The following is a 21,298-nucleotide window of genomic DNA, read 5'->3' on the forward strand; positions in this document are numbered from 1 at the left end:
GTCTTTTTTACGCTTATCTTATCGTAAGTGTTGGAGTGGAGGATTTATAAAAGGTATGGGCTTGAGCGGTCGGTTTCTACATTGAAAAGAGAGGAGGTAGGCAATGTTCACTTGGGCTGTAGAAGCCTAATCAAGATCCAAGTTTTGCTTTTCGGTTCTGGACATCTCACTAGCCCTGCCTACACTGGCGACTCAGTTTAAAAGAGGTGATCTCATGTGGAGCTGGCTTTCAGTCGCACTATCAGGCTTTATCAGTATTTCTGCCAATGAAAGCAATCAAAAATCGCAAGCGGTGGTGTTTAAAACACTCACGCTGTTCATGCTGGTGGCGATGATCTGGACTCAAGATGGTGTCGTTGGCATCTCTGCTTGGTGGATTACTTTAGGGCTGATCATCTCGGCTTTAGCTGATAGCCTGTATATCTTCCAAAAACATAAGAAGCTTTGCTTCGCAGCCTACATCGGCTCCCAACTTTGCTATAGCACCTCATTTTGGCTTCAATTGTCCGGAGAAATTGTTTGGTGGTTACCTGCGATGCTTCTTGCGATAGGGATTGTGGTCTTTTTCTTGATGCTACCTAAAATTGATCGACTCATTTTTCCTGTAGTCATGATGGGAATGATGCTACTCCAACTCAATTGGGCGGCTGGTGAAGTTTGGTTAGTCTCTGCAACGTTGGCGGGGGCGGTGGGTTTTCTAGGTACGTTAACCCTTACCTTATCAGCTGGATTGTTGGCTGTGCACGATTATCGCCATCCTCTCACCTATGGCCGTTATTTAATTTCAGGTAGCTATCTACTTGCTCATTCATTAATTACTGCCGCCTTGTTTATCTAAAATCAAAGCGAACAATTTGCGAAGCTTATACTCTTAGTCGACAAATATTGAGTGGAGCAACGGGAATGAATGAAATCCATGCGCATAAGGTTCTAAACTTACTGCGAGACAACCCAATGAGTGGGGCTGAGCTGCGTGAAGCGGTGGTGACTAAGTTTGGTGAGCAGGCGACCTTTCATACTTGTAAGCTTAATGGCTTTGATTTTGAAGCATTAATGACGTTTTTCATCCAGCGCGACAAGATCGTTTTGCAAGACGATAAGTGGTCACTAAACTTGGAACGAGTTTGTAGCCATTAAAACTTGTTTTTAGCCTCCAAATTGTCAAACGACATTGCTATACTTCGCCGTCTTTTTACACACCTTGCCGCGATTTATACCACTTTGGAGGCTTAATACATGGATATTCTTTCCGCTGCTACCATGTTATTTCTTATCATGGACCCGCTGGGTAATCTGCCCATTGTACTCTCCATTCTGAAACATTTAGACCCCAAGCGTCGCCGTAAGGTTTTGATTCGAGAGCTATTATTTGCTCTGGGTATTTTGATGCTGTTCCTATTTGCGGGCAAGAGTATTCTGAGCTTCTTGCATGTAGCCCCAGAAACATTGAGCATTTCGGGGGGCATCATCCTGTTTATCATCGCGATCAAGATGATTTTCCCGACTGGTGGAAGCATCGTCGGCCTTGCGGCGGGTGAAGAGCCCTTCTTTGTGCCTATGGCTATCCCTATGATTGCAGGCCCTTCAGTGATAGCGGCTCTATTGCTATTGTCGAGTCAACATCCAGACAAGTTGATGGAGTTATCTGCCGCAGTGTTACTGGCTTGGGGGGTGACCTTCATTATCTTGATGTTCTATGGTTTCTTCCATCGCATCTTGGGTGAGCGAGGACTCAAAGCGATAGAGCGTTTGATGGGATTGTTGCTGATCATGATTTCAACGCAGATGTTTTTAGATGGGGTGAAAAGTTATCTCGCCTGATAAAAAAGTGCCGCTCAATGAGCGGCATTTTTTATGACATATGTTTGCGTCGAATATCGAGCAACGCAAAGATGCCGAAGATTAAAATCGACCACTTTTCCCAGCGTGACATTTCGATTTTGTCACCAAATGCTCCGATGAAGATCAGCATCTGTAAACCATGCATGATAAATAGGAAGGCGGTCATGATGTATAGGGCGATTGCTGCCTTACCCGGGAAGGGCATGAAAAAGTTAAGAATTAGGACGAACCAGACAAAACCAATCGCGGCTTTGGCCAGCCATAACAGTGCTTTCATTATTACTTCCTTTTAATTAGGTTGACGTTCAAACAGGCGATAACAGACCTGTCCCGCCGTTTTTTCTCGATGAAGGTGCCAATGAGCAGGGATACCTTCTAACTGTAATTCTTTCTCTGTTTCAATATAAACAAGCGCATCCGGTGCTAGCCAGCCGTTGGTTTCCAACAGGTCAATGGTCTCTGCCAGTAAACCTTGGCGGAAAGGTGGATCAATAAACACCACATGATGTGGAGACGCGGGCTGTTTTAGGTAACTTAAGGCATCGGTATTGACAAGGGTAATGTTGTCCGCTTTTAGGGCTGCGACATTACTCTGCAGTTGTTTGAATGCCTGAGGGTTAAGCTCAATCATGGTCACCATCTCTGCCTGTCGAGAGGCAGACTCAAATCCAAGCCCTCCAGAGCCCGCAAACAGATCTAAGCACTTCGCTCGAGGAACATCTTGAGCGATCCAGTTAAATAAGGTTTCTTTGACACGATCTGTGGTTGGTCGAAGGCCTTCTGCGTCATGCACAGGAAGCTTTCTTCCTCGCCATAAGCCGCTAATAATACGAACGAAGCCTGTGGATGGCTTTTTTTGTGATGTGTTTTGCTGGCGACGTCTTACCATAGATTTTTTGACCGCTAATAAAGTGATACTATACCCAGTCGCTCAGCAGTTAAGCCCTGAGTACAGCCCAAATTTTGTTGATGACAGAGTGTATACCATCGCTCACTAGCTGGAAACTTTTCACTCTGTTGTCATTTTTCTTTTCCAGATGGGGATAATGCCCGCGGGAAAGAATCGTAAACTAAATATAAGACAATCTAGGATATCCCCAGATGACGGAAAAAAAGAAGCGCGGATTACTTTCTTGGCTTGGTTTTGGTGATGAGGACCAGGCTCAACAACCGGTTGAAGAGCAGCAGCCGAAAGAGACAGAACAAGTCCCACCACAAGATTCTAAAACTGAAGAAGAAATTGTTGAGGTTGAACCGAGCAACCCCGTTGAAAATACTGAACTAGCAGAAGCACAAGCCGAAGTAGAAGTATCTGAAGAGGTAGTTGAAGAGGTAGTTGAAGAGGTTCAACCGGAACCAGAAACGCCGCGAGTGGTCGAGCAAGAAAAGCCTACAGAAAGCTTTTTTGCTCGTCTAAAGCGCAGTTTGGCGCGTACCAAAGCGAACATTGGTGCGGGTTTCTTTGGCTTGTTCAAAGGTAAGCAAATTGATGACGATTTGTTTGAGGAACTTGAAGAACAGCTATTGATTGCTGATGTTGGTATGGATACCACGCTGAAGATTATTGAAAACTTGACGGAAAAAGCGTCTCGTCAAGAGTTGAAAGATGGTGAAGCTTTGTATGGTTTGCTCAAAGAAGAGATGGCTGAGATTCTGTCCAATGTTGAGCAACCACTGCAAGTCGATACCAGCAAAACACCTTACGTGATCCTTATGGTTGGCGTGAACGGAGTTGGTAAGACAACAACCATTGGTAAGTTGGCGAAGCAGTTCCAAGCAGAAGGTAAATCTGTCATGTTGGCAGCTGGTGATACCTTCCGTGCCGCTGCGGTAGAGCAACTTCAAGTATGGGGTGAACGCAACGGCGTCCCTGTTGTAGCCCAACATACTGGCGCAGACAGCGCTTCCGTAATTTACGATGCAATCGAGTCTGCGAAAGCGAAAGGTGTTGATGTTGTGATTGCTGATACCGCAGGCCGTCTGCAAAACAAAGCTAACCTGATGGAAGAATTGCGTAAAATCGTACGTGTTATGAAGAAAGTTGACGATTCAGCGCCGCATGAAATCATGCTGACATTGGATGCGGGGACAGGGCAAAACGCGATCAGCCAGGCGAAGCTATTTAGTGACGTGGCACCATTGACGGGCATTACCCTGACCAAACTGGATGGCACTGCCAAAGGTGGTGTGATTTTCGCACTTGCGGATCAGTTCCAGATTCCTATTCGCTACATCGGTGTTGGTGAAGGTATCGATGATTTGCGCCCATTTGAAACACAAGAGTTTATTGACGCACTGTTTAGTCGCGAAGACTAGTCACAGCCCAGTAAGAGGAATGACGGGTGATAAATTTTCAGCAAGTAAGTAAAGCCTATCGAGGCGGTCGCCAAGCATTGCAAAAAGTAGACTTCCACCTAAAGCGTGGAGAAATGGCCTTTTTGGGAGGTCATTCTGGAGCAGGTAAGAGTACCTTGCTTAAGCTAATTTGTGCCATTGAACGTCCAACAGACGGCAAGATTTGCTTTAATGACCACGACATCACTCGTATTCCAAGTAAAGATATCCCATTTTTGCGCCGCAACATTGGTATCGTTTTTCAGGACCACCGCTTACTGATGGATCGCCCTGTGTACGATAATGTTGCTTTGCCAATGCGCATCGAGTCGATTTCTGAAAGTGAAATTAAACGTCGGGTCAATGCGGCTCTCGACAAGACGGGGTTGTTAGACAAAGCAAAATGCTTACCTAGCCAACTGTCTGGAGGGGAGCAGCAACGAGTTGGTATTGCTCGTGCCGTGGTCAATCGTCCAACGCTATTATTGGCTGATGAGCCAACAGGTAATTTAGACCCTGAACTATCGAGCCGAGTATTAAAACTGTTTGAAGAGTTTAATCGCGCTGGTGTGACTATTTTGCTGGCAACCCACGATATAGGCTTGGTGAACACCCGTCCGCAGTATCGCCATCTTGAGTTGAATCAAGGCTTCTTGAGTGAGGTAGAAGACTATGGCCGCTAATGTTCGTAATCGCAAAGCCACCAAGAAAGGGCGTGTCACCAATCGCGTGAAACGAGATAGCTTTTTAGCGGTGCATTTTAAGCAAGCCAAAGCGTCCTTGCTTGAGCTTACTGAGCGCCCTCTGGGAAATCTGTTGACACTGGCGGTCATCGCTATGGCATTGGCGATGCCATCTGCGCTGTATTTATTGGGTAAGAACTTGTCTGAAGCTTCTTCTCATGTCACAAGCCCTTCGCAAATTAGTGGATATATTGCCGAGCGCACCCCTGAAGCCCGGGTAATGATTCTCAAAGACAACTTAGAGAGCTTAGATGAAGTCGCTCAGGTGGAATATATTTCTCCGCAGCAAGGTCTTAATGATTTGAGCCAGTATTCGGGGTTTGAACAAGCCATCTCTTTGCTTGATGATTACGCATTACCAGGTGTATTGGTTATCACCCCAAGTATGGAAAATGAAGACCAAATCAAACAGCTAGCGAAAACCATTCGAGAGGAAGCGGATATTACGGATGTTCGAATGGATGAAGATTGGTTGACTCGACTTGATGCAATCAAGAACCTAGTCGGCGGAATCGTAATCACACTGTCTGTGTTGATGCTGGGGTCGGTTTTCTTAATTGTGGGTAATACACTGCGCTTTAATGTGTTGGCCAATAAAGAAGAGATTCAGACCATGAAGCTTATCGGGGCAACTAACAGCTACATTCTGCGACCTTACCTCTATTCAGGTATGTGGTTTGGCTTGCTGGGAGCACTGATTGCTTGGATTGTGACGGCGATAATCACAATATTGTTGAACACCAGTGTCGAGCAACTGGCTTTGCTCTATGATAGTCGCTTCCGTTTGATCGGCTTAAGTTGGGATGAAAGCTTACTGCTGCTCATCTTGGGCACTTTCTTAGGCTGCTTAGCGGCGAAGGTATCGGCGCAAAGACATTTGAAAGAAATTGAACCTGTTTAGTTTCTGTTTGTCCTACTATTTGAAAAGTAGACGCTACCGTGTACTTTTGCTTGTGTAAACAATTTGTTTATGCATAATTACTTTCCCTTGCTTGAAACCTGTTCATTTTAGGTTCAAGATTGATGGGCTAAAAATGACTCCAGATCAGAGATTGATGAGGAATTGAATGACTAACCAAGCGTACCCAATGGCTGTAGTTACACAAGATAGTTTGGACAGCTACATCCGTAAAGTGAACAGCTACCCAATGCTGACTGCTGACGAGGAACGTGAACTCGCAGAGAGGCTGCATTACGACGGCGAAATAGAGGCGGCAAAAGGTTTGATCCTTTCGCACCTACGTTTTGTGGTGCATGTTGCTCGCGGTTATTCTGGTTACGGTTTGCCAATGGCAGACTTAGTACAGGAAGGGAATATCGGCCTTATGAAAGCGGTAAAGCGCTTCAATCCTGAGGTGGGTGTTCGTCTTGTGTCATTCGCAGTCCACTGGATCAAAGCTGAAATTCATGAGTATGTTCTACGTAACTGGCGTATCGTGAAAATCGCAACCACTAAAGCGCAGCGTAAGCTCTTCTTTAATTTACGTAAATCCAAGAAGCGTTTAGGTTGGTTTAACAACGGTGAAGTAGAAACTGTCGCTAAGGAGCTTGGTGTTGAGCCAGCAGAAGTGCGTGAGATGGAATCTCGTTTGGCTGCTCAAGACTCGACATTCGAAATGCCAACCGACGACGACGACTCGGTATCGTCATATACCGCGCCGGTTCTCTACTTAGAAGATAAGGCGTCAGATGTGGCAGACAATGTTGAGGCGGCTAACTGGGAAGCGCATACCAACAATCGTTTAAGCCTTGCGCTGGCGAGTCTTGATGAACGTAGTCAACATATTGTCCGCTCACGTTGGTTAGACGATAATAAGTCGACACTTCAAGAGCTTGCTGAAACATACAGTGTGTCAGCAGAACGCATTCGTCAGCTAGAAAAGAATGCGATGAAGAAACTAAAAACAGCCGTTGGTGATTTCTAAATTACGCTGTTAAAACGGTACAGATTAAAGAAGGCCGAGATCGAGAGATCTCGGCCTTTTTGTTTCTGATCTCGCCGAGAAAAAGGGCAGTAACCAAGGGATCCATTATGAGTGGCTGGCCTGTGGGTAACTCTGTGACAAATTTCTTTGCTATATGTCAGAAAGCAGGGTGAATAAAGGCCTAACAGACAATGTTCCTATGGGGATACTTTTCCATTTACACACATAAAAATCAGGATCATCACTAGATGTAGTGGATCTATTTTTCCAAAGACACTTTATCAACGTAATCCACAAAATTATCCACAGATGGTGAATAAGTGATCGCTAGTGGATAACCTTATTATCCTCGTGTACTTGTTCAGCACTGGATAGGTTACAATGCCAGCAAATAATAAAGTGTTAGAGAGAAAGTAAATGGAGCAGTTTCAACATATTGATGTGCAAGGTGCGAAAGCCTTGCTAGACCAGGGTGAGGCAAGGCTCGTTGATATTCGTGATCCGCAGTCGTTTGCCGTCGCTCACCCGGAGTCAGCCTATCATTTGACTAATGACAGCATTGTTCAACTGATGAATGAGGTCGAGTTTGATCAACCTATCTTGGTCATGTGCTACCACGGCATCAGCAGCCAAGGTGCCGCACAATATTTGGTTAACCAGGGCTTTGAGCAGGTGTATAGTGTGGATGGGGGCTTTGAGGCGTGGCACCGCGCTGAGTTACCGATTGAGTCACACACACCTTAGGAAAACATTATGGTTCGACTGACCACCCTAACCAATCCAAGAATGGCGCAAGCTTTCATCGATTATATGGCTTCTCGCGATATCGATATTAAGATGATGCCAGAGGGTGGGGGGCAGTTTGCCTTGTGGTTAACGGAAGCTGAGCACCAAGTGGAAGCCGAAGCGGAGCTTAAGCAGTTTTTAGCCAATCCCGCACAACAGAAATACCAAGCGGCTTCTTGGGATATGGCTGAGACGCGCACAAATCGTTTTCATTATGGTTCGCCAAGTATGCTGGCCATGATCAAAGCCAAAGCAGGCCCTGTCACCTTGACTCTGATGATGTTATGCATGGTGATTTTTTCCTTACAACAGCTTGGAGCTGGTCAAGCCGTCTTTGCGGCACTGCACTTTCCGGCATTCGTTGGTCAAGAGTGGCAGCTGTGGCGTTGGATAAGTCATGCTTTACTGCACTTTTCTGTTCTCCATATCGCTTTCAATTTACTGTGGTGGTGGCAGTTAGGAGGGGATATTGAACGCCGATTAGGTTCAACTAAAGTTATCCAACTGTTTGTGGTGTCTGCTGCGCTGTCTGGTGCAGGGCAATACTGGGTAGAAGGTGCCAACTTTGGTGGCTTGTCTGGCGTGGTGTATGCGTTAGTTGGTTACTTGTGGATGCTAGGATATAAAGCGCCACAGCTTGGTCTTAGTATGCCCAAGCCCGTGATTGGGTTTATGTTGGTCTGGTTAGTGCTCGGTTTTGTACAGCCATTTATGGCCATTGCCAACACCGCTCATTTAGCCGGGCTTGTTGCTGGTGTGGTCATTGGTTTGCTAGACGCAAGTCGTTATCAGAAACAATAAAAAAGCGGCATTGCGCCGCTTTTTTATCTCGCTATTGGTAAAGGTATTTCGTGAACAGCAGATCCGCAATGATGGTCTTGCCTGTTTCTGGCAGTAAAATCGAGTTGAGTTGTTCAACCAAGGTTTTACGCAGATCTTCTCTACCCGCCAAAGACGTAATGGTATCTTCCGACTGCTGGCCTAATAGCTCAATCACCGCATCGCGTATCAGAGGTTGATGCAGTTCGATCACAGCAAGGTCAGCTTCTGCTGCGACCATGATATCAATGCGTACCTGGATATAACCCAGTTTATTTCCTTTGGTATAGAAGTTAGTCGTTAAATCTGGCTCTAGAGTGAAGTAGGCCAGCTGTGGCACCGCTTCTTCTTCCGCTGATGCTGGCAAACTCATAAGTAGAGCCCAAACGACAAATATTTGGCCTAGGTAACGTTTAATCATATTTATAACTTTTCTTTCTTCCAATCACGATACTCGAATCGCCAGAGTCTTGTTACAATAGAGCATCTATTTGTAATAAAAATGCGTTAAGTACTCGATGTGCTGGTTAACACTCCACATCGAAGCTTTATTGTACGACGATAAGGCTACTTATTGAATACTAGTATGAATCAATTGATTGCGCTTTATTTATCTGCACTGCGCCAAGTGAGCTGGCAAGACCCAGCAGAGTTTACCTTTCCCAGTGTAAACTCGGAGAAGTGGGTGAAAGAACAAGGCTCTTTATCCCGACTGCTTAGCCGATACTGCGAAGGCTTAACGGTCGATCTGTTGCACAACAAAATGGTTAGAGCTGAGAAGCTGAATTCGCAAGAAATAGAACTGCTTAACCAAGAAGCGTGTTTACTGCGCAAGGTTGTTTTGAAAGGTGATGGTGAAGCCTGGGTATTGGGTCGAACGTTAATCCCATTTTCTTCAATGGAAGATCAACAGCACGATTTGTCTCAGCAAGGGGAGATTCCGCTTGGTCTGACGGTCTTTAGCGCTGAAAATGTTAAGCGCGATGCTTTGCAAGTTGGTTGGGCTGAGACGCCAGAGGGTAAGATGCTTGCGCGTCGCTCTCGATTGTGGATGAATCACAAACCTATGTTAGTTGCAGAATTATTTTTGCCTACGGCACCAATGTATACCAAGGAGAGCAGGGATGACTGCTAGTAAGGCGCACGCTTATTGGCAACTGATGCGCATGGACAAGCCGATTGGCACTTTGTTGTTGCTATGGCCGACATTATGGGCGCTGATTTTAGCGGCCGAGGGAATGCCAGACCCGAAAGTGTTGGTGGTGTTTATTCTTGGTGTTGTGTTCATGCGAGCGGCGGGGTGTGTGATCAATGACTTTGCTGATCGTAAAGTCGATGGTCACGTTAAACGTACGAGTCAAAGACCCTTACCGTCTGGTCGTGTCAGCTCCAAAGAAGCGATTAGCCTGTTTTTGATCTTAGCGGTGGCGTCATTCTTACTTGTGCTAAGCATGAATACTCTAACGATTACTTTGTCGTTTGTCGGTATTGTGCTGGCGTTTATCTATCCATTTATGAAACGCTTTACTCACCTTCCACAGCTGTTTTTGGGGTTAGCGTTTAGCTGGTCGATTCCAATGGCATGGGCGGCTCAGGCTAATGAGTTACCACTTGTGGTTTGGTTCCTATTTGCCGTGAATGCGTTGTGGACGATTGCGTACGATACTCAATATGCCATGGTCGATCGCGATGATGACCTCAAGATTGGGATAAAATCGACAGCCATTCTATTCGGTCGTTTCGATAAGATGGTGATAGGGGCGCTGCAACTGATTACGCTCGCGATGCTAATTTATCTAGGTGTTTGGTATCAGTTAGGAGCAAGCTTTTACTGGAGCTTGTTGATTGCAGGCGCTCTGTTTGTATTCCAACAGCACCTAATTCGTCATCGTGATCGGGAATTATGCTTTAGAGCGTTTCTTAACAACAACTATGTTGGAATGGTGATTGCGATAGGTTTACTGGTCGCTTTTATTTAGTCTTAGACTAATTCCAGTTAAGAAAGAAAAGGGCACCGAAATCGATGCCCTTTTTAGATCTTATTTTTGGTCGGTGGTTTGACAAATACTCTCTTTAATCGTCAGCTTCACTTCTGGGTACAGCATCGAATAAAGCATCTCTGCCAGCTTTTGACACTTCTCTACATCACAGTTGCCATCGATATCGAGATAGTTCTGCTGCTTAAGCGTAGTAAACATGGCGGAGAATACACCTTTATCAAAGAACTCTGGTGCATTAATGCCATGCAATCGACCGAGACGCTGAGCGATGTCTTGGCTTTTTTGTTCAAGGTCAGATTTGCCGAGTTCAGGATTGGCAACCAGTAGGTTGAGGGCGATTGAGTAGCGCTGTAAGGTTTCGGTGATCGTTCGACCAAGTAACACCAATACTTGAGTATTGGCTTGGCGAATGGCCACATTTTGATCGCTGTCTACCGTAACCACACCTTGGCGAGCAAGCTCTTCAATGTAGGCTTCGGTCATTTCTGGCAACTTGCTTTCTTCGATACCAAGGAACAGTTCTTGTTTTAAGAAAGGGTAAACTAGCGCAACATTGGCTTTAATTTGTGCCAAAGAGAGTTGCTGGTGACGGACAAGCATTTGGGCAATCAGCGATGGGATCGCCAGCAGGTGAATAATGTTGTTGCGATAGTACGTCATCAATATTGACTGATTACGGTCGAGCGAGATGATATCGCCCATCGAATCAGACTCAATTAAAAACTTATCCAGTGACTCAGCGTGTTTGACCAGTTGCTCTGCGTCTTCGCTTGGTACGGTATAAGTACTCGAGTAGGATACGTTTCTAAGCAGTGATAGATAGCAGTCAATCTGATTAACCAAGCTATCGCGAGACAACGCACGTTGGCGAGATGCAAGCAGTGCGGTCGCGCATAGAGTTAACGCATTCGCAGCGGCGGCATCATTAATCTTGGTCATCATCTTGCTCGCAAGATCATTCACTACGGGGTTTAGCCATTGTGGCTTAGTGCTCCCCATTGGGTCGATGTCCTTGCTCCATTCTGGCGCATGCTCATTTAGGTACTGGTTGAGTGGAATAGGCTCACCAAAGTTGACATAGCCTTGGCCAAAATTACGCAGCTTACGAATCGTGCGTAACACCAAACCCGCATTTTCTTTCTCTTTACGCTTACCGCGCAGTTCTTTAGCGTAAGTGCCTACTTCCATCACATGTTCATAGCCAATATAAACAGGTACTAGAGTAACCGGACGATTCAAACCGCGTAGCATGGCTTGAATCGTCATGGCCAACATGCCGGTTTTAGCTTGCAGTAAGCGGCCAGTGCGTGAGCGTCCACCTTCACTAAAGTATTCCACGGAATAGCCTTTCGCGAACAACTCGGCTAAATACTCGCGGAAAATCGTTGAGTAAAGCTTATTGCCTTTGAAGCTACGGCGAATAAAGAAAGCGCCGCCACGACGGAAAATCGGGCCTGCAGGGAAGAAGTTTAAGTTGATACCTGCAGCAATATGCGGTGGGACCATGCCTTCTCGATAGAGAACGTATGAGAGCAGCAGGTAGTCCATGTGGCTGCGATGACAAGGAACATAAACAATCTCGTGGCCATCTTGCGCCAGTTTACGCACGGTTGAAGCGTTAGTGATGTTTAAACCTTGGTAGATACGATTCCATAACCAACCTAGCAAGCGTTCGCCGTTTTTAATCAACGAGTAAGAGAAGTCAGCCGCGATCTCGTCCATGATATTCTGCGCTTCTTTGCGCGCTTTTTCGATCGAGATGTCTTTCGCTTTTGCTTCATCTTCAATCGCTTTCTCGATCGCCTTAGACTTCATCAGACGTTTAAACAAAGCTTGACGGCTTGGTAAGTTAGGGCCTGATGCCGCCAGTTTTTGACGAGAGAAGTGAATGCGGGCGACGCGCGCTAACTTATGAGCTATCGAGGTATCTGTGCCGTGTGAGTCTGCCATATAGCGTAAAGAGACAACCGGACTAATTCGCACCAAACAATCACGGCCAGAAACGAAGACCGCTTTCGCTTTTTGTGGTCCGTTCAATGACTGGAGGTAAGGTTTGTGTTGTGACTCTTTTCCTGGCTTACGACCCCACAGTACCGTGGTTGGGATCACCTGGACGTCAAGTTCTGAGTCGAACTTATGTTGCTCTAGCAGTTCTGAAAACTGGGCGATAGATTCACTCGGTACATCTTGGTCGCTGCTCATCACGGTGTCGCGAGAGGAGGTGAACACAAAACGCTGGAACATTTTGCCGTTGATGTCGACCGCTTCGAATGGATCGGGTAACCCAAGCTGCATTACTTGCTTTTGGAGTGTAATTAAATCGACATTCGAGCGATAAGGCAGTGCGTAAATAATCGGCTTATTGATGTCGATATTGAGATCATCGATCGGGTTCGCTGGAATCGCTGTCCCTTTAACTAATACGGAAAGGGGCAGTTTTAGAAGTGAACGAGAAAATGATTGTCCGGAAGACATAAAGCTTCTGAGCCTCAAAATAGATAAATAGCATAAGCACATTTCCAATTCTTAAGTATAGAAGTGGGGATGCGCCCAAGCGGATTTTTAAGGCTGCAAGGATATCAGAAACTGGTCGAACCTTTTACTTAAAATTGACCAGTAAAGCGCCAATATTCGCCAGATTGGTGCATCAATCAGCGTGTTGGCTTGAAATTCTTAACGCTAAGACTAAATCAAACATGCCAGAGTGCGCCGAAGATTGCTGTTTGTACTCTTATCGCGCAATGTTAAACAAAACCAAGTGAGAGAAGGTAGATCTTACACTGAGGAGGGGAGCAGAAGCGGCCGTGACTTAAGCTATTCAAAAAACAATCAATTCTCTTTTCATTTGCTATATTACTGGATATACTCACAGTTAACTGTATAAAAAGACAGGTGACTTATGAAGCCGTTAACGCCACGCCAGCAACAAGTATTTGATCTGATCAAAAGTAAAATTGATGACACAGGTATGCCACCCACTCGTGCTGAGATTGCACGTGAGCTTGGTTTCCGCTCTGCGAATGCTGCAGAAGAACACTTAAAAGCGCTTGCTCGTAAAGAAGCGATTGAAATTATTCCTGGCGCCTCGCGCGGGATTCGCATCCTGTTAGAAGATGCCGCAAATGACGAACAGGGTTTACCGCTTATTGGCCAAGTGGCTGCAGGCGAACCCATCTTGGCTCAAGAACATGTCGAAACCCACTATCAAGTCGATCCAGGTATGTTTAAACCGCAAGCTGACTTTTTGCTGCGCGTAAACGGCGAGAGTATGAAAGATATCGGCATCATGGATGGTGATTTGTTAGCTGTTCACAAAACTCAAGATGTACGCGATGGCCAAGTCGTTGTTGCTCGTGTGGATGAGGATGTCACCGTGAAGCGCCTAGAGCGTAAAGGTTCAACCGTATTGTTGCATGCTGAAAACGAAGAGTTTGAGCCAATCAAAGTGGATTTAACCAGCCAGCACCTAGCCATTGAAGGTTTGGCGGTTGGCATTATTCGCAATACGGATTGGATGTAGCCTGCATCTTAATGAGATAAATTCTCACTTGTTGATTTTGTAATTGATATTCATTATCATCTCCTTTCGAGCTAAGGAAGGAAGATGATAATGGCCGCCAAGCAAAAATTAGCGCAACATCGCTATCAAATACCGGCAAGTTTATTACAACCGCTGTGGCTTCGTAGTCGTGAAAGTTTGGTGGATAATGGCCTAGTCTATGATCCTATTGCTGCTCGCGCTTGCCAACGTTGCCATCTTGCTCCTGAATGCTTCTCTGGCGACATAGACCAAAAGCAACTTCTTCACGTGACGATTGCACAGCAGTGCGATCAGCAAGTTTCCGCATTTATTAAACGCAACCCTGACGGCTGGATACTCAATGTCGGCGCAGGACTAGACACTCGCTTCTATCGCGTTGATAACGGCCGTTGCCATTGGTTAGAGCTAGATGTCACTGAAAATCTGCTTTGGCGCCAGAAACTGTTTCACAATAGTGAGCGCTACCATCATATGTGCGGTAGTGTGACTGACCTAAGCTGGCTAGACGCCCTACCGATACCAGAAAAAACACCCGTTATGATTGTGTGTGAGCATGCTTTACTGGATTGTGAAGAAAGGCAGGTTGCTCAATTTATTCAAGCCCTAGGTTGCCATTTTGACAGTGCGCGTGCCTGCGTTGTATTAGCCGGTGATTTAAGTTCGTCTAAGCTTGGGCAAAAAATGGGAGCGGGTCATTACGCACATGGTTACGCAAGTGCCAAAGAGGCGATGCTCAATTATTTGCCTTGGGCGCGCTGGGTTAAAAGTTATTCTCCGCTCGATAGAGACTGCGGGCGTTGGAAGCTTTGGCAGCGTTGGCTCACTAAGATTCATCCACTTAAACAGCGACTGACACCGCTACTGGTTCAGATCCGCTGGTAATCCCGCTACACTTGCTGCTCGACTATCTATTTTGAGTAGCAACGTGCGCCTTTTCCAAACTCTCTCCAATCGAACTGTTCATAAACAGGTATTGCTGTTAGCTATTCCAATGGTGTTATCCAACATTACAGTTCCGTTACTGGGATTGGTGGATGCCGCCGTTATTGGGCACCTTGAGCATGCGTGGTACTTAGGGGGGGTAGCCTTGGGTAGCACTATGATTAGCGTGACGTTTTGGCTGCTCGGCTTCTTACGTATGTCGACAACGGGTCTCGCTGCTCAAGCGTATGGGGCACAAAGCAATCATCAACTCGGGGTTGTTTTGAGTCAGGGTATGTTAATGGCGTTGGGCTTTGCTGGTGGCTTTTTATTCGTCCATTCCTTCATTTCTGATTGGGTCTTGTCGTTTAGCAGCGCCAGTGAAGAAGTAAAACTGTATGCCGAGCAGTACTTTTTGATACGAGCATGGAGTGCACCGGCGGCATTGGCAAACTTTGTTTTATTAGGTTGGCTACTCGGAACACAAAACGCCAAAGCCCCCATGTGGATGGTCATTATTGCTAATGTCACTAATATCGTCCTAGATATTGTGTTCGTCATTGGCTTTGATTGGAAAGTTGAAGGCGCTGCGCTTGCTTCGGTCATTGCTGACTATACAGGAATGTCGTTTGGCCTATGGTGTGTATGGCGCACGTGGCACCGTACTAAGCTGCCGAGTCTGCTATCGTTGATGAGAGACAGCACCAATGGGCTCAGTCGATTTGTAAAGCTAAATCGAGACATCTTTTTGCGTTCACTGTGTTTACAGGCTGCCTTTACCTTCATGACGTTTCAAGGTGCGAGTTTTGGTGATGATATCGTCGCCGCGAACGCGGTGTTGATGAGTTTTCTGATGATGATCTCTTATGGTATGGATGGCTTCGCTTACGCAATGGAAGCGATGGTAGGTAAGGCGGTGGGGGCCAATGACAAGCGACAGCTGAATCAGTCGTTAGTCGGTGCTTTCTTCTGGAGTCTAGTGATCTGCACAGGGTTAACCGTGGCATTTGGTTTGTATGGATCGAATATGATCAGCTTGATCACCGATATTCCTCAAGTGCACGATGTGGCACTCTTGTATCTTCCTTGGTTAGTGGCGATGCCATTGATATCAATGTGGTGCTTTTTGCTGGATGGCATATTTATTGGTGCCACCAAAGGTAAGGAAATGCGTAACGGCATGTTTGTATCAACGTGCAGCTTTTTTTCCGTATTTTTTCTGTTCCAGTACTGGGAAAACCATGCCCTGTGGTTAGCGATGTTGAGCTTTATGGCAATGCGTGGAATTACGTTAGCCACAATACTCATGATTCAATGGCGTAGTGGCCTATTTTTACCAAGCATTCGTTAGTGTAGTGTGACGACACCACGTCCAGATCTTCTTTATTATTACAAATAAGTAATAATGATTTTCAAAATACAGGGATTATCATTTTTTATCAGCTTCTTAAAATAGCTTCCAACAAAACGACGCAGAAGTCAGGGCAAAGCTCTACTACGCTTACTACGTCCCCCTCAATACCTACTTAAAGGAAGCATCCAATGTCGCTTGAAATTAAAACTGGTCAAACTCACATAAAATCGAAAGCTATGGTCGCATGGGCTGCGGGCGAGCCGCTTAAAATGGAAGAGGTAGATGTAGAACTACCAAAAGCTGGTGAAGTCCTAGTTCGTATTGTGGCGACAGGTGTTTGTCATACTGATGCATTCACCCTGTCAGGGGAGGATCCAGAAGGTATCTTTCCATCCATTCTAGGCCACGAAGGTGGCGGTATCGTTGAGATGGTTGGCGAGGGTGTAACAAGCGTTGCAGTTGGTGACCATGTTATCCCTCTTTATACTGCGGAATGTGGCGAGTGTAAGTTCTGTAAGTCGGGTAAAACTAACTTGTGCCAAGCGGTTCGTGAAACACAGGGCAAAGGCCTAATGCCCGATGGTACAAGCCGATTCTCTATTAATGGCGAGACTATTTTCCATTACATGGGATGTTCAACATTTTCTGAGTACACCGTTCTCCCAGAAATTTCTTTAGCGAAAGTGAACAAAGAAGCGCCGCTTGAAGAGGTGTGTTTATTGGGTTGTGGCGTTACAACTGGCATGGGCGCGGTCCTCAATACGGCAAAAGTAGAGCAAGGCGATACTGTGGCAATTTTCGGTCTTGGTGGCATTGGCTTATCGGCTATCATTGGTGCGCGCATGGCGGGAGCGAGCCGTATTATTGGTATCGATATCAATGAAAGTAAATTTGATCTCGCTAAGCAGCTAGGTGCTACTGATGTGATCAATCCACAAAAATTCGACACACCAATTCAAGAAGTGATTGTTGAAATGACCGACGGTGGTGTTGATTATTCATTTGAGTGTATTGGTAACGTCAACGTGATGCGCCAAGCTCTGGAGTGCTGCCACAAAGGGTGGGGCGAATCGGTCATCATCGGGGTTGCAGGAGCGGGTCAGGAGATCTCAACGCGCCCGTTCCAACTGGTTACAGGCAGAGTATGGCGCGGCAGTGCATTCGGTGGTGTTAAAGGCCGTTCTGAATTGCCAGAAATCGTCAATCGATACATGGCAGGTGAATTTGGCTTACAAGAGTTTATTACTCACACCATGGGGCTACAAGACGTCAATGAAGCATTTGAACTGATGCACAAAGGCGAATCTATCCGTACTGTGCTACACATGGATAAGTAATCGACCATCATACGGAGCGCTCTTGATAGATCGCTCCGTCTCCTCTTGAGCAATAGGAATACCATGAGCGTTGAAAACATTAGCCAAGCCAAAGTCAGTGGCGGTTGGCACAAACAATATACCCACCAATCAGCGGTGTTAAATTGCAACATGCGATTTGCGATTTTCTTACCTCCCAATGCCACCCAAGCAGAGCCTGCACCGGTGCTATATTGGCTATCAGGTTTAACATGTACCGATGAAAACTTCATGCAGAAAGCGGGTGCATTTGCTAAAGCGGCGGAGTTAGGCATTGCCATCGTGGCACCAGACACTAGCCCAAGAGGCGACGATGTGGCAGATGACGATGAATACGATCTTGGTCAGGGAGCGGGTTTTTACCTCAACGCAACGCAGCCTCCTTGGTCGCGTCATTATCATATGTATGATTACGTAACCAAAGAACTCCCTGCTTTGATTGAGGCAAACTTTCCTGTCTCGTCGGTTAAGTCGATTGCTGGCCACAGCATGGGAGGACACGGTGCACTCACGATTGGATTAAAGAATAGTGCGCATTACCGTTCTATTTCGGCCTTCAGCCCGATTAGCAATCCGATGCAATGTCCTTGGGGACAAAAGGCTTTCAATGCGTATCTGGGGAATGACTTTGACGCGTGGAAGCAGCACGATGCCAGCGAGTTGTTGAAGCAAGCGAAAGCGAGTTTACCGATTTTGGTGGATCAAGGTGAAGCCGATGGATTTTTGGTTGAGCAGCTCAAGCCTCAAGCGCTGGTTGCGGCTGCTGAAGCTCATGGTTCAAATGTGAAAGTGCGAATGCAGCCAGGTTATGACCATAGCTACTTCTTCATTTCGACCTTTATTGATGAGCATTTAACGTTCCATGCGAAATACCTTCAGCAATAAACCTAAAAGCCGTCCTCATAGGGACGGCTTTTTGAATGCTTAGAGTATTTTTGTGAGTTAGGTTTAAAACAGTCGGTTTAGACCATTTAACGCTGCAACACGATAGGCTTCTGCCATGGTTGGGTAGTTGAAGGTAGTGTTGACGAAGTACTCGATGGTGTTCGCTTCCCCTTTCTGTTCCATGATAGCTTGCCCGATATGAATGATCTCTGCAGCACGTTCACCAAAGCAATGAATGCCAAGAATCTCTTTCGTTTCTCGGTGGAATAGAATCTTCAAGCTGCCAATATCTTTGCCTGCGATTTGTGCTCTTGCAAGGTGTTTAAAAGAAGATCGTCCCACTTCGTAAGGTACTTTTGCAGCGGTGAGTTCTTGTTCCGTTTTACCTACTGAACTTATCTCCGGAATGGTGTAGATGCCAGTTGGTATATCTTCAATCAGGTTGCCATCAGCTTGGCCTTTAGTGATTGCTTGAGCAACAAAACGGCCTTGATCATATGCTGCACTCGCTAAGCTAGGGTAGCCAATCACATCACCTACGGCATAAACATGCTCAACCTCGGTTTGGTAGTTACCATCTACTTTTAATTGACCTCGAGAGTCCGCTTCCAGTCCGACTGCAGAGAGATTCAGCTTGTCGGTATTGCCAGTACGGCCATTGGCATAGAGCAGGCAGTCAGCGCGCATTTTTTTGCCCGATTCTAGATGGATAACAACGCCATCATCTGTCCCTTCGATTTTCTCAAATGTTTCATCATTTCGAATCACTACGCCACTGTTCCAGAAGTGGTAAGAAAGCGCGTCAGAAACTTCATTATCTAAGAACGCTAGTAGGCGGTCACGGGTATTGATGAGGTCAGTTTTTACCCCAAGACCTCTAAAGATCGACGCATATTCACAACCGATAACCCCCGCGCCGTAGATGATGATATGGCGAGGGTCGTGCTTGAGGCTCAAGATAGAATCGCTGTCGTAGATTCGCTCGTGAGTAAAATCAACCCCTTCAGGTTGGTATGGACGTGAGCCCGTAGCAATCACGAATCGGTCTGCACTGTAAACCTCTTCCGTACCATCGCTTTGCATGACAGCAATCGTGTACTTATCAAGAAAGCGTGCAGTACCAAAGATCAGAGAACACTGGTTACGGTCGTAGAAGCCTTGGCGCAATCGAGTCTGCTTATCGATCACCGATTTGGCGTGACCAAGAATGTTGGAGAACGTGGAATGAAGGCTAGTATTATTATGACAAAATAGCGGATTGTTGTTGAATTCGATGATACGGCTTACCGCGTGGCGCAGCGCTTTTGAGGGGATGGTTCCCCAGTGAGTACATCCACCACCGACACTGCTTTCTTTTTCCACAATGGCAACATTTAATCCAGCTTTGGTTAATCCCATCGCTGCCCCTTCTCCTCCGGGACCACTACCAATAACGATTACATCAAAGTGGTTACTCTCCGCCATAGCTTCTTTCCTTGTTATATTGTCTTAACATTGCTGTAGCGAGATTTTAACTGATTCCCCTCTGCGGTACATCAAAACCACACTAGAGAGTCGGTGAGATCACGTAGATTCTTTCAAATTTGAGAAAGGGTATGTTGTATCTCTCTAATTAGATGCGAAAAGATTGAAAATTGGTTTGAACTCGGTTTAATTGCCCCTCGGTAGTCACACAGCAACATTTTTGGGTTATCTCCCTAAGTCAATCGTTGTATATTAATGGCTACCAAGATAAGAAGTAGAATAATAGATATGAAATCCATGGGAATCCGCGCACAGCAAAAAGAAAAAACGCGTCGCTCACTGATTGACGCCGCGTTTAGTCAGCTAAGTGCAGATCGAAGCTTTTCGAACTTGAGCCTCCGAGAGGTAGCCAGAGAAGCAGGTATTGCACCAACTTCATTTTATCGACACTTTAAAGATATGGATGAGTTGGGTTTAACCATGGTAGATGAAGGCGGTTTATTGCTTCGTCAGCTTATGCGTCAGGCTCGCCAACGCATTGTTAAAGAGGGCAGTGTGATTCGCACATCGGTAGAAACCTTTATGGAGTTTATCGAGAGTAGCCCTAATGTCTTTCGTCTATTGCTGCGTGAACGCTCTGGCACCTCCGCAGAGTTTCGTGCCGCCGTGGCGAGAGAAATTCAACACTTTGCAGCAGAGTTGACTGAGTACCTGATCGGTACCGGTATGACCCGTGAAGAAGCTTTTACTCAAGCTGAAGCATCGGTCACGCTCGTGTTTAACTCCGGTGCAGAAGCTTTAGATCTAGATAGGCGTGAACGTGATGAACTTGCTGATCGCCTAATAATGCAATTGCGAATGATAGCCAAAGGGGCTTATTGGTATCGCAAAGAACGTGAACGTAACCGATTAAAAGGTGGGATAGATTAATGTCGAATGAAACAAACCAAGTTAATCGTGGTTCAGAGAAGAAAACCCTAGTACTGGCACTAGTTGCCGGTATGTGTGGTGACGCTATGTTGTCTTGGCTGACAATGAGCGAAGTTTCTTTCTCTATTTTTCCACTCATTGCTCTAGTACTTGCAGTACAAACACTTTATCAAGAATATCTTAGTAAGCCAGTCTCTGAAGACATTCCTCTAGTAGGCTTAGCGTGTTTCTTTGTTGGCGCTTTTGGTCACTCTGCTTTCATCAAAGCCCAGTATCCAGATGCCGGCTCAAACATGCTGTCGATCTTTATTACTCTAGGCTTGCTCTTGTGGGTGGCGAAGAAGTTAGGCTTTATGTCGCGCCCTGCTAGCGCAGAGTAACCAGTACCAGATAAAAAAA

The 21,298-nt window shown here is 46.0% G+C and carries 23 protein-coding genes; 18 read left to right on the forward strand and 5 right to left on the reverse strand.

Translation table 11 applies throughout. The features are described 5' to 3' along the window. Positions 1-214: 214 nt before the first annotated feature. The 3 genes from RH45_RS12400 to RH45_RS12410 all read left to right on the forward strand — a co-directional run bounded on the left by RH45_RS12400 (position 215) and on the right by RH45_RS12410 (position 1,821). Entirely contained in the window at positions 215-838 is a 624-nt protein-coding gene (locus tag RH45_RS12400; RefSeq protein WP_008077653.1) for a lysoplasmalogenase, read from the forward strand. Positions 839-903: 65 nt separating this feature from the next. After that, positions 904-1,137: a YecH family metal-binding protein gene (locus RH45_RS12405; RefSeq protein WP_008077654.1), complete on the forward strand. Its 234-nt coding sequence runs from the start codon at positions 904-906 to the stop codon at positions 1,135-1,137. A gap of 99 nt (positions 1,138-1,236) precedes the next feature. Continuing rightward, a complete protein-coding gene (locus RH45_RS12410; RefSeq protein WP_008077657.1) occupies positions 1,237-1,821 on the forward strand; it encodes a YhgN family NAAT transporter in 585 nt (194 codons plus the stop codon). Positions 1,822-1,852: 31 nt separating this feature from the next. Here RH45_RS12410 and RH45_RS12415 read toward each other — a convergent pair whose 3' ends face one another. Together RH45_RS12415 and rsmD are read right to left on the reverse strand one after the other, a co-directional pair. Then, complete coding sequence (locus tag RH45_RS12415) at positions 1,853-2,119, reverse strand: DUF1145 domain-containing protein (RefSeq protein ID WP_008077659.1); 267 nt, start codon at positions 2,117-2,119, stop codon at positions 1,853-1,855. Positions 2,120-2,131: 12 nt separating this feature from the next. After that, positions 2,132-2,731 (reverse strand): 16S rRNA (guanine(966)-N(2))-methyltransferase RsmD, encoded by a 600-nt coding sequence (rsmD, locus tag RH45_RS12420; protein ID WP_008077661.1) that lies wholly within the window; start codon positions 2,729-2,731, stop codon positions 2,132-2,134. A 212-nt stretch (positions 2,732-2,943) separates the two neighbouring features. Here rsmD and ftsY point away from each other — a divergent pair, with 212 nt between their 5' ends. From ftsY to glpG, 6 genes are all read left to right on the forward strand, one after another. Then, complete coding sequence (ftsY, locus tag RH45_RS12425) at positions 2,944-4,158, forward strand: signal recognition particle-docking protein FtsY (RefSeq protein ID WP_008077663.1); 1,215 nt, start codon at positions 2,944-2,946, stop codon at positions 4,156-4,158. Positions 4,159-4,184: 26 nt separating this feature from the next. Beyond that, positions 4,185-4,859 carry a cell division ATP-binding protein FtsE gene (gene ftsE / locus RH45_RS12430; RefSeq protein ID WP_008077665.1) on the forward strand — a complete coding sequence of 225 codons (675 nt, stop codon included), beginning with the start codon at positions 4,185-4,187 and terminating at the stop codon, positions 4,857-4,859. After that, entirely contained in the window at positions 4,849-5,820 is a 972-nt protein-coding gene (gene ftsX, locus RH45_RS12435) for a permease-like cell division protein FtsX (RefSeq protein WP_008077667.1), read from the forward strand. The genes ftsE and ftsX overlap by 11 nt, the downstream gene beginning before the upstream one ends. 166 nt (positions 5,821-5,986) lie before the next feature. Continuing rightward, a complete protein-coding gene (gene rpoH, locus RH45_RS12440; protein ID WP_008077668.1) occupies positions 5,987-6,844 on the forward strand; it encodes an RNA polymerase sigma factor RpoH in 858 nt (285 codons plus the stop codon). A gap of 417 nt (positions 6,845-7,261) precedes the next feature. Next, positions 7,262-7,588, forward strand: coding sequence for a thiosulfate sulfurtransferase GlpE (gene glpE, locus RH45_RS12445; protein ID WP_008077669.1), 327 nt, complete (start codon positions 7,262-7,264; stop codon positions 7,586-7,588). Between the two features lie 9 nt (positions 7,589-7,597). Further along, positions 7,598-8,431 carry a rhomboid family intramembrane serine protease GlpG gene (gene glpG / locus RH45_RS12450; RefSeq protein WP_008077670.1) on the forward strand — a complete coding sequence of 278 codons (834 nt, stop codon included), beginning with the start codon at positions 7,598-7,600 and terminating at the stop codon, positions 8,429-8,431. A gap of 31 nt (positions 8,432-8,462) precedes the next feature. Here glpG and RH45_RS12455 read toward each other — a convergent pair whose 3' ends face one another. After that, positions 8,463-8,870, reverse strand: coding sequence for a flagellar basal body-associated protein FliL (locus RH45_RS12455; RefSeq protein WP_008077671.1), 408 nt, complete (start codon positions 8,868-8,870; stop codon positions 8,463-8,465). A gap of 165 nt (positions 8,871-9,035) precedes the next feature. Here RH45_RS12455 and RH45_RS12460 point away from each other — a divergent pair, with 165 nt between their 5' ends. Both RH45_RS12460 and ubiA read left to right on the forward strand, forming a co-directional pair. Further along, on the forward strand, positions 9,036-9,584 hold the full coding sequence (locus tag RH45_RS12460; protein ID WP_008077673.1) for a chorismate lyase: 549 nt from the start codon (positions 9,036-9,038) through the stop codon (positions 9,582-9,584). After that, entirely contained in the window at positions 9,574-10,428 is an 855-nt protein-coding gene (ubiA, locus tag RH45_RS12465) for a 4-hydroxybenzoate octaprenyltransferase (protein ID WP_008077674.1), read from the forward strand. The genes RH45_RS12460 and ubiA overlap by 11 nt, the downstream gene beginning before the upstream one ends. A 60-nt stretch (positions 10,429-10,488) precedes the next feature. Here ubiA and plsB read toward each other — a convergent pair whose 3' ends face one another. Further along, on the reverse strand, positions 10,489-12,924 hold the full coding sequence (gene plsB / locus RH45_RS12470) for a glycerol-3-phosphate 1-O-acyltransferase PlsB (RefSeq protein WP_008077676.1): 2,436 nt from the start codon (positions 12,922-12,924) through the stop codon (positions 10,489-10,491). Positions 12,925-13,348: 424 nt separating this feature from the next. Here plsB and lexA point away from each other — a divergent pair, with 424 nt between their 5' ends. The 5 genes from lexA to fghA all read left to right on the forward strand — a co-directional run bounded on the left by lexA (position 13,349) and on the right by fghA (position 18,505). Beyond that, the gene (lexA, locus tag RH45_RS12475) at positions 13,349-13,969 is read left to right on the forward strand and encodes a transcriptional repressor LexA (RefSeq protein ID WP_008077678.1); all 621 of its coding nucleotides are present in this window, start codon (positions 13,349-13,351) and stop codon (positions 13,967-13,969) included. Between the two features lie 90 nt (positions 13,970-14,059). Continuing rightward, positions 14,060-14,872, forward strand: a complete 813-nt coding sequence (locus tag RH45_RS12480) for a class I SAM-dependent methyltransferase (RefSeq protein WP_008077679.1) — start codon at positions 14,060-14,062, stop codon at positions 14,870-14,872. 43 nt (positions 14,873-14,915) lie between these two features. Further along, a complete protein-coding gene (gene dinF / locus RH45_RS12485; RefSeq protein WP_039958587.1) occupies positions 14,916-16,262 on the forward strand; it encodes an MATE family efflux transporter DinF in 1,347 nt (448 codons plus the stop codon). 191 nt (positions 16,263-16,453) lie between these two features. Then, positions 16,454-17,602 (forward strand): S-(hydroxymethyl)glutathione dehydrogenase/class III alcohol dehydrogenase, encoded by a 1,149-nt coding sequence (locus RH45_RS12490; protein WP_008077681.1) that lies wholly within the window; start codon positions 16,454-16,456, stop codon positions 17,600-17,602. A gap of 63 nt (positions 17,603-17,665) precedes the next feature. After that, positions 17,666-18,505: an S-formylglutathione hydrolase gene (gene fghA, locus RH45_RS12495; RefSeq protein ID WP_008077682.1), complete on the forward strand. Its 840-nt coding sequence runs from the start codon at positions 17,666-17,668 to the stop codon at positions 18,503-18,505. Between the two features lie 63 nt (positions 18,506-18,568). On the opposite strand, the gene sthA is transcribed toward fghA, so the two are convergent. Further along, positions 18,569-19,969, reverse strand: a complete 1,401-nt coding sequence (gene sthA / locus RH45_RS12500; RefSeq protein ID WP_008077683.1) for a Si-specific NAD(P)(+) transhydrogenase — start codon at positions 19,967-19,969, stop codon at positions 18,569-18,571. Positions 19,970-20,257: 288 nt separating this feature from the next. Between sthA and fabR the strand changes: the two genes are divergently transcribed. Continuing rightward, a complete protein-coding gene (fabR, locus tag RH45_RS12505) occupies positions 20,258-20,899 on the forward strand; it encodes an HTH-type transcriptional repressor FabR (protein ID WP_008077684.1) in 642 nt (213 codons plus the stop codon). Continuing rightward, positions 20,899-21,279: a YijD family membrane protein gene (locus tag RH45_RS12510; protein WP_008077685.1), complete on the forward strand. Its 381-nt coding sequence runs from the start codon at positions 20,899-20,901 to the stop codon at positions 21,277-21,279. The genes fabR and RH45_RS12510 overlap by 1 nt, the downstream gene beginning before the upstream one ends. Positions 21,280-21,298 lie beyond the last annotated feature (19 nt).

Origin of the sequence: Vibrio sinaloensis DSM 21326, from assembly GCF_000189275.1 — a bacterium.
In the GTDB taxonomy this organism is placed as follows: domain Bacteria; phylum Pseudomonadota; class Gammaproteobacteria; order Enterobacterales; family Vibrionaceae; genus Vibrio; species Vibrio sinaloensis.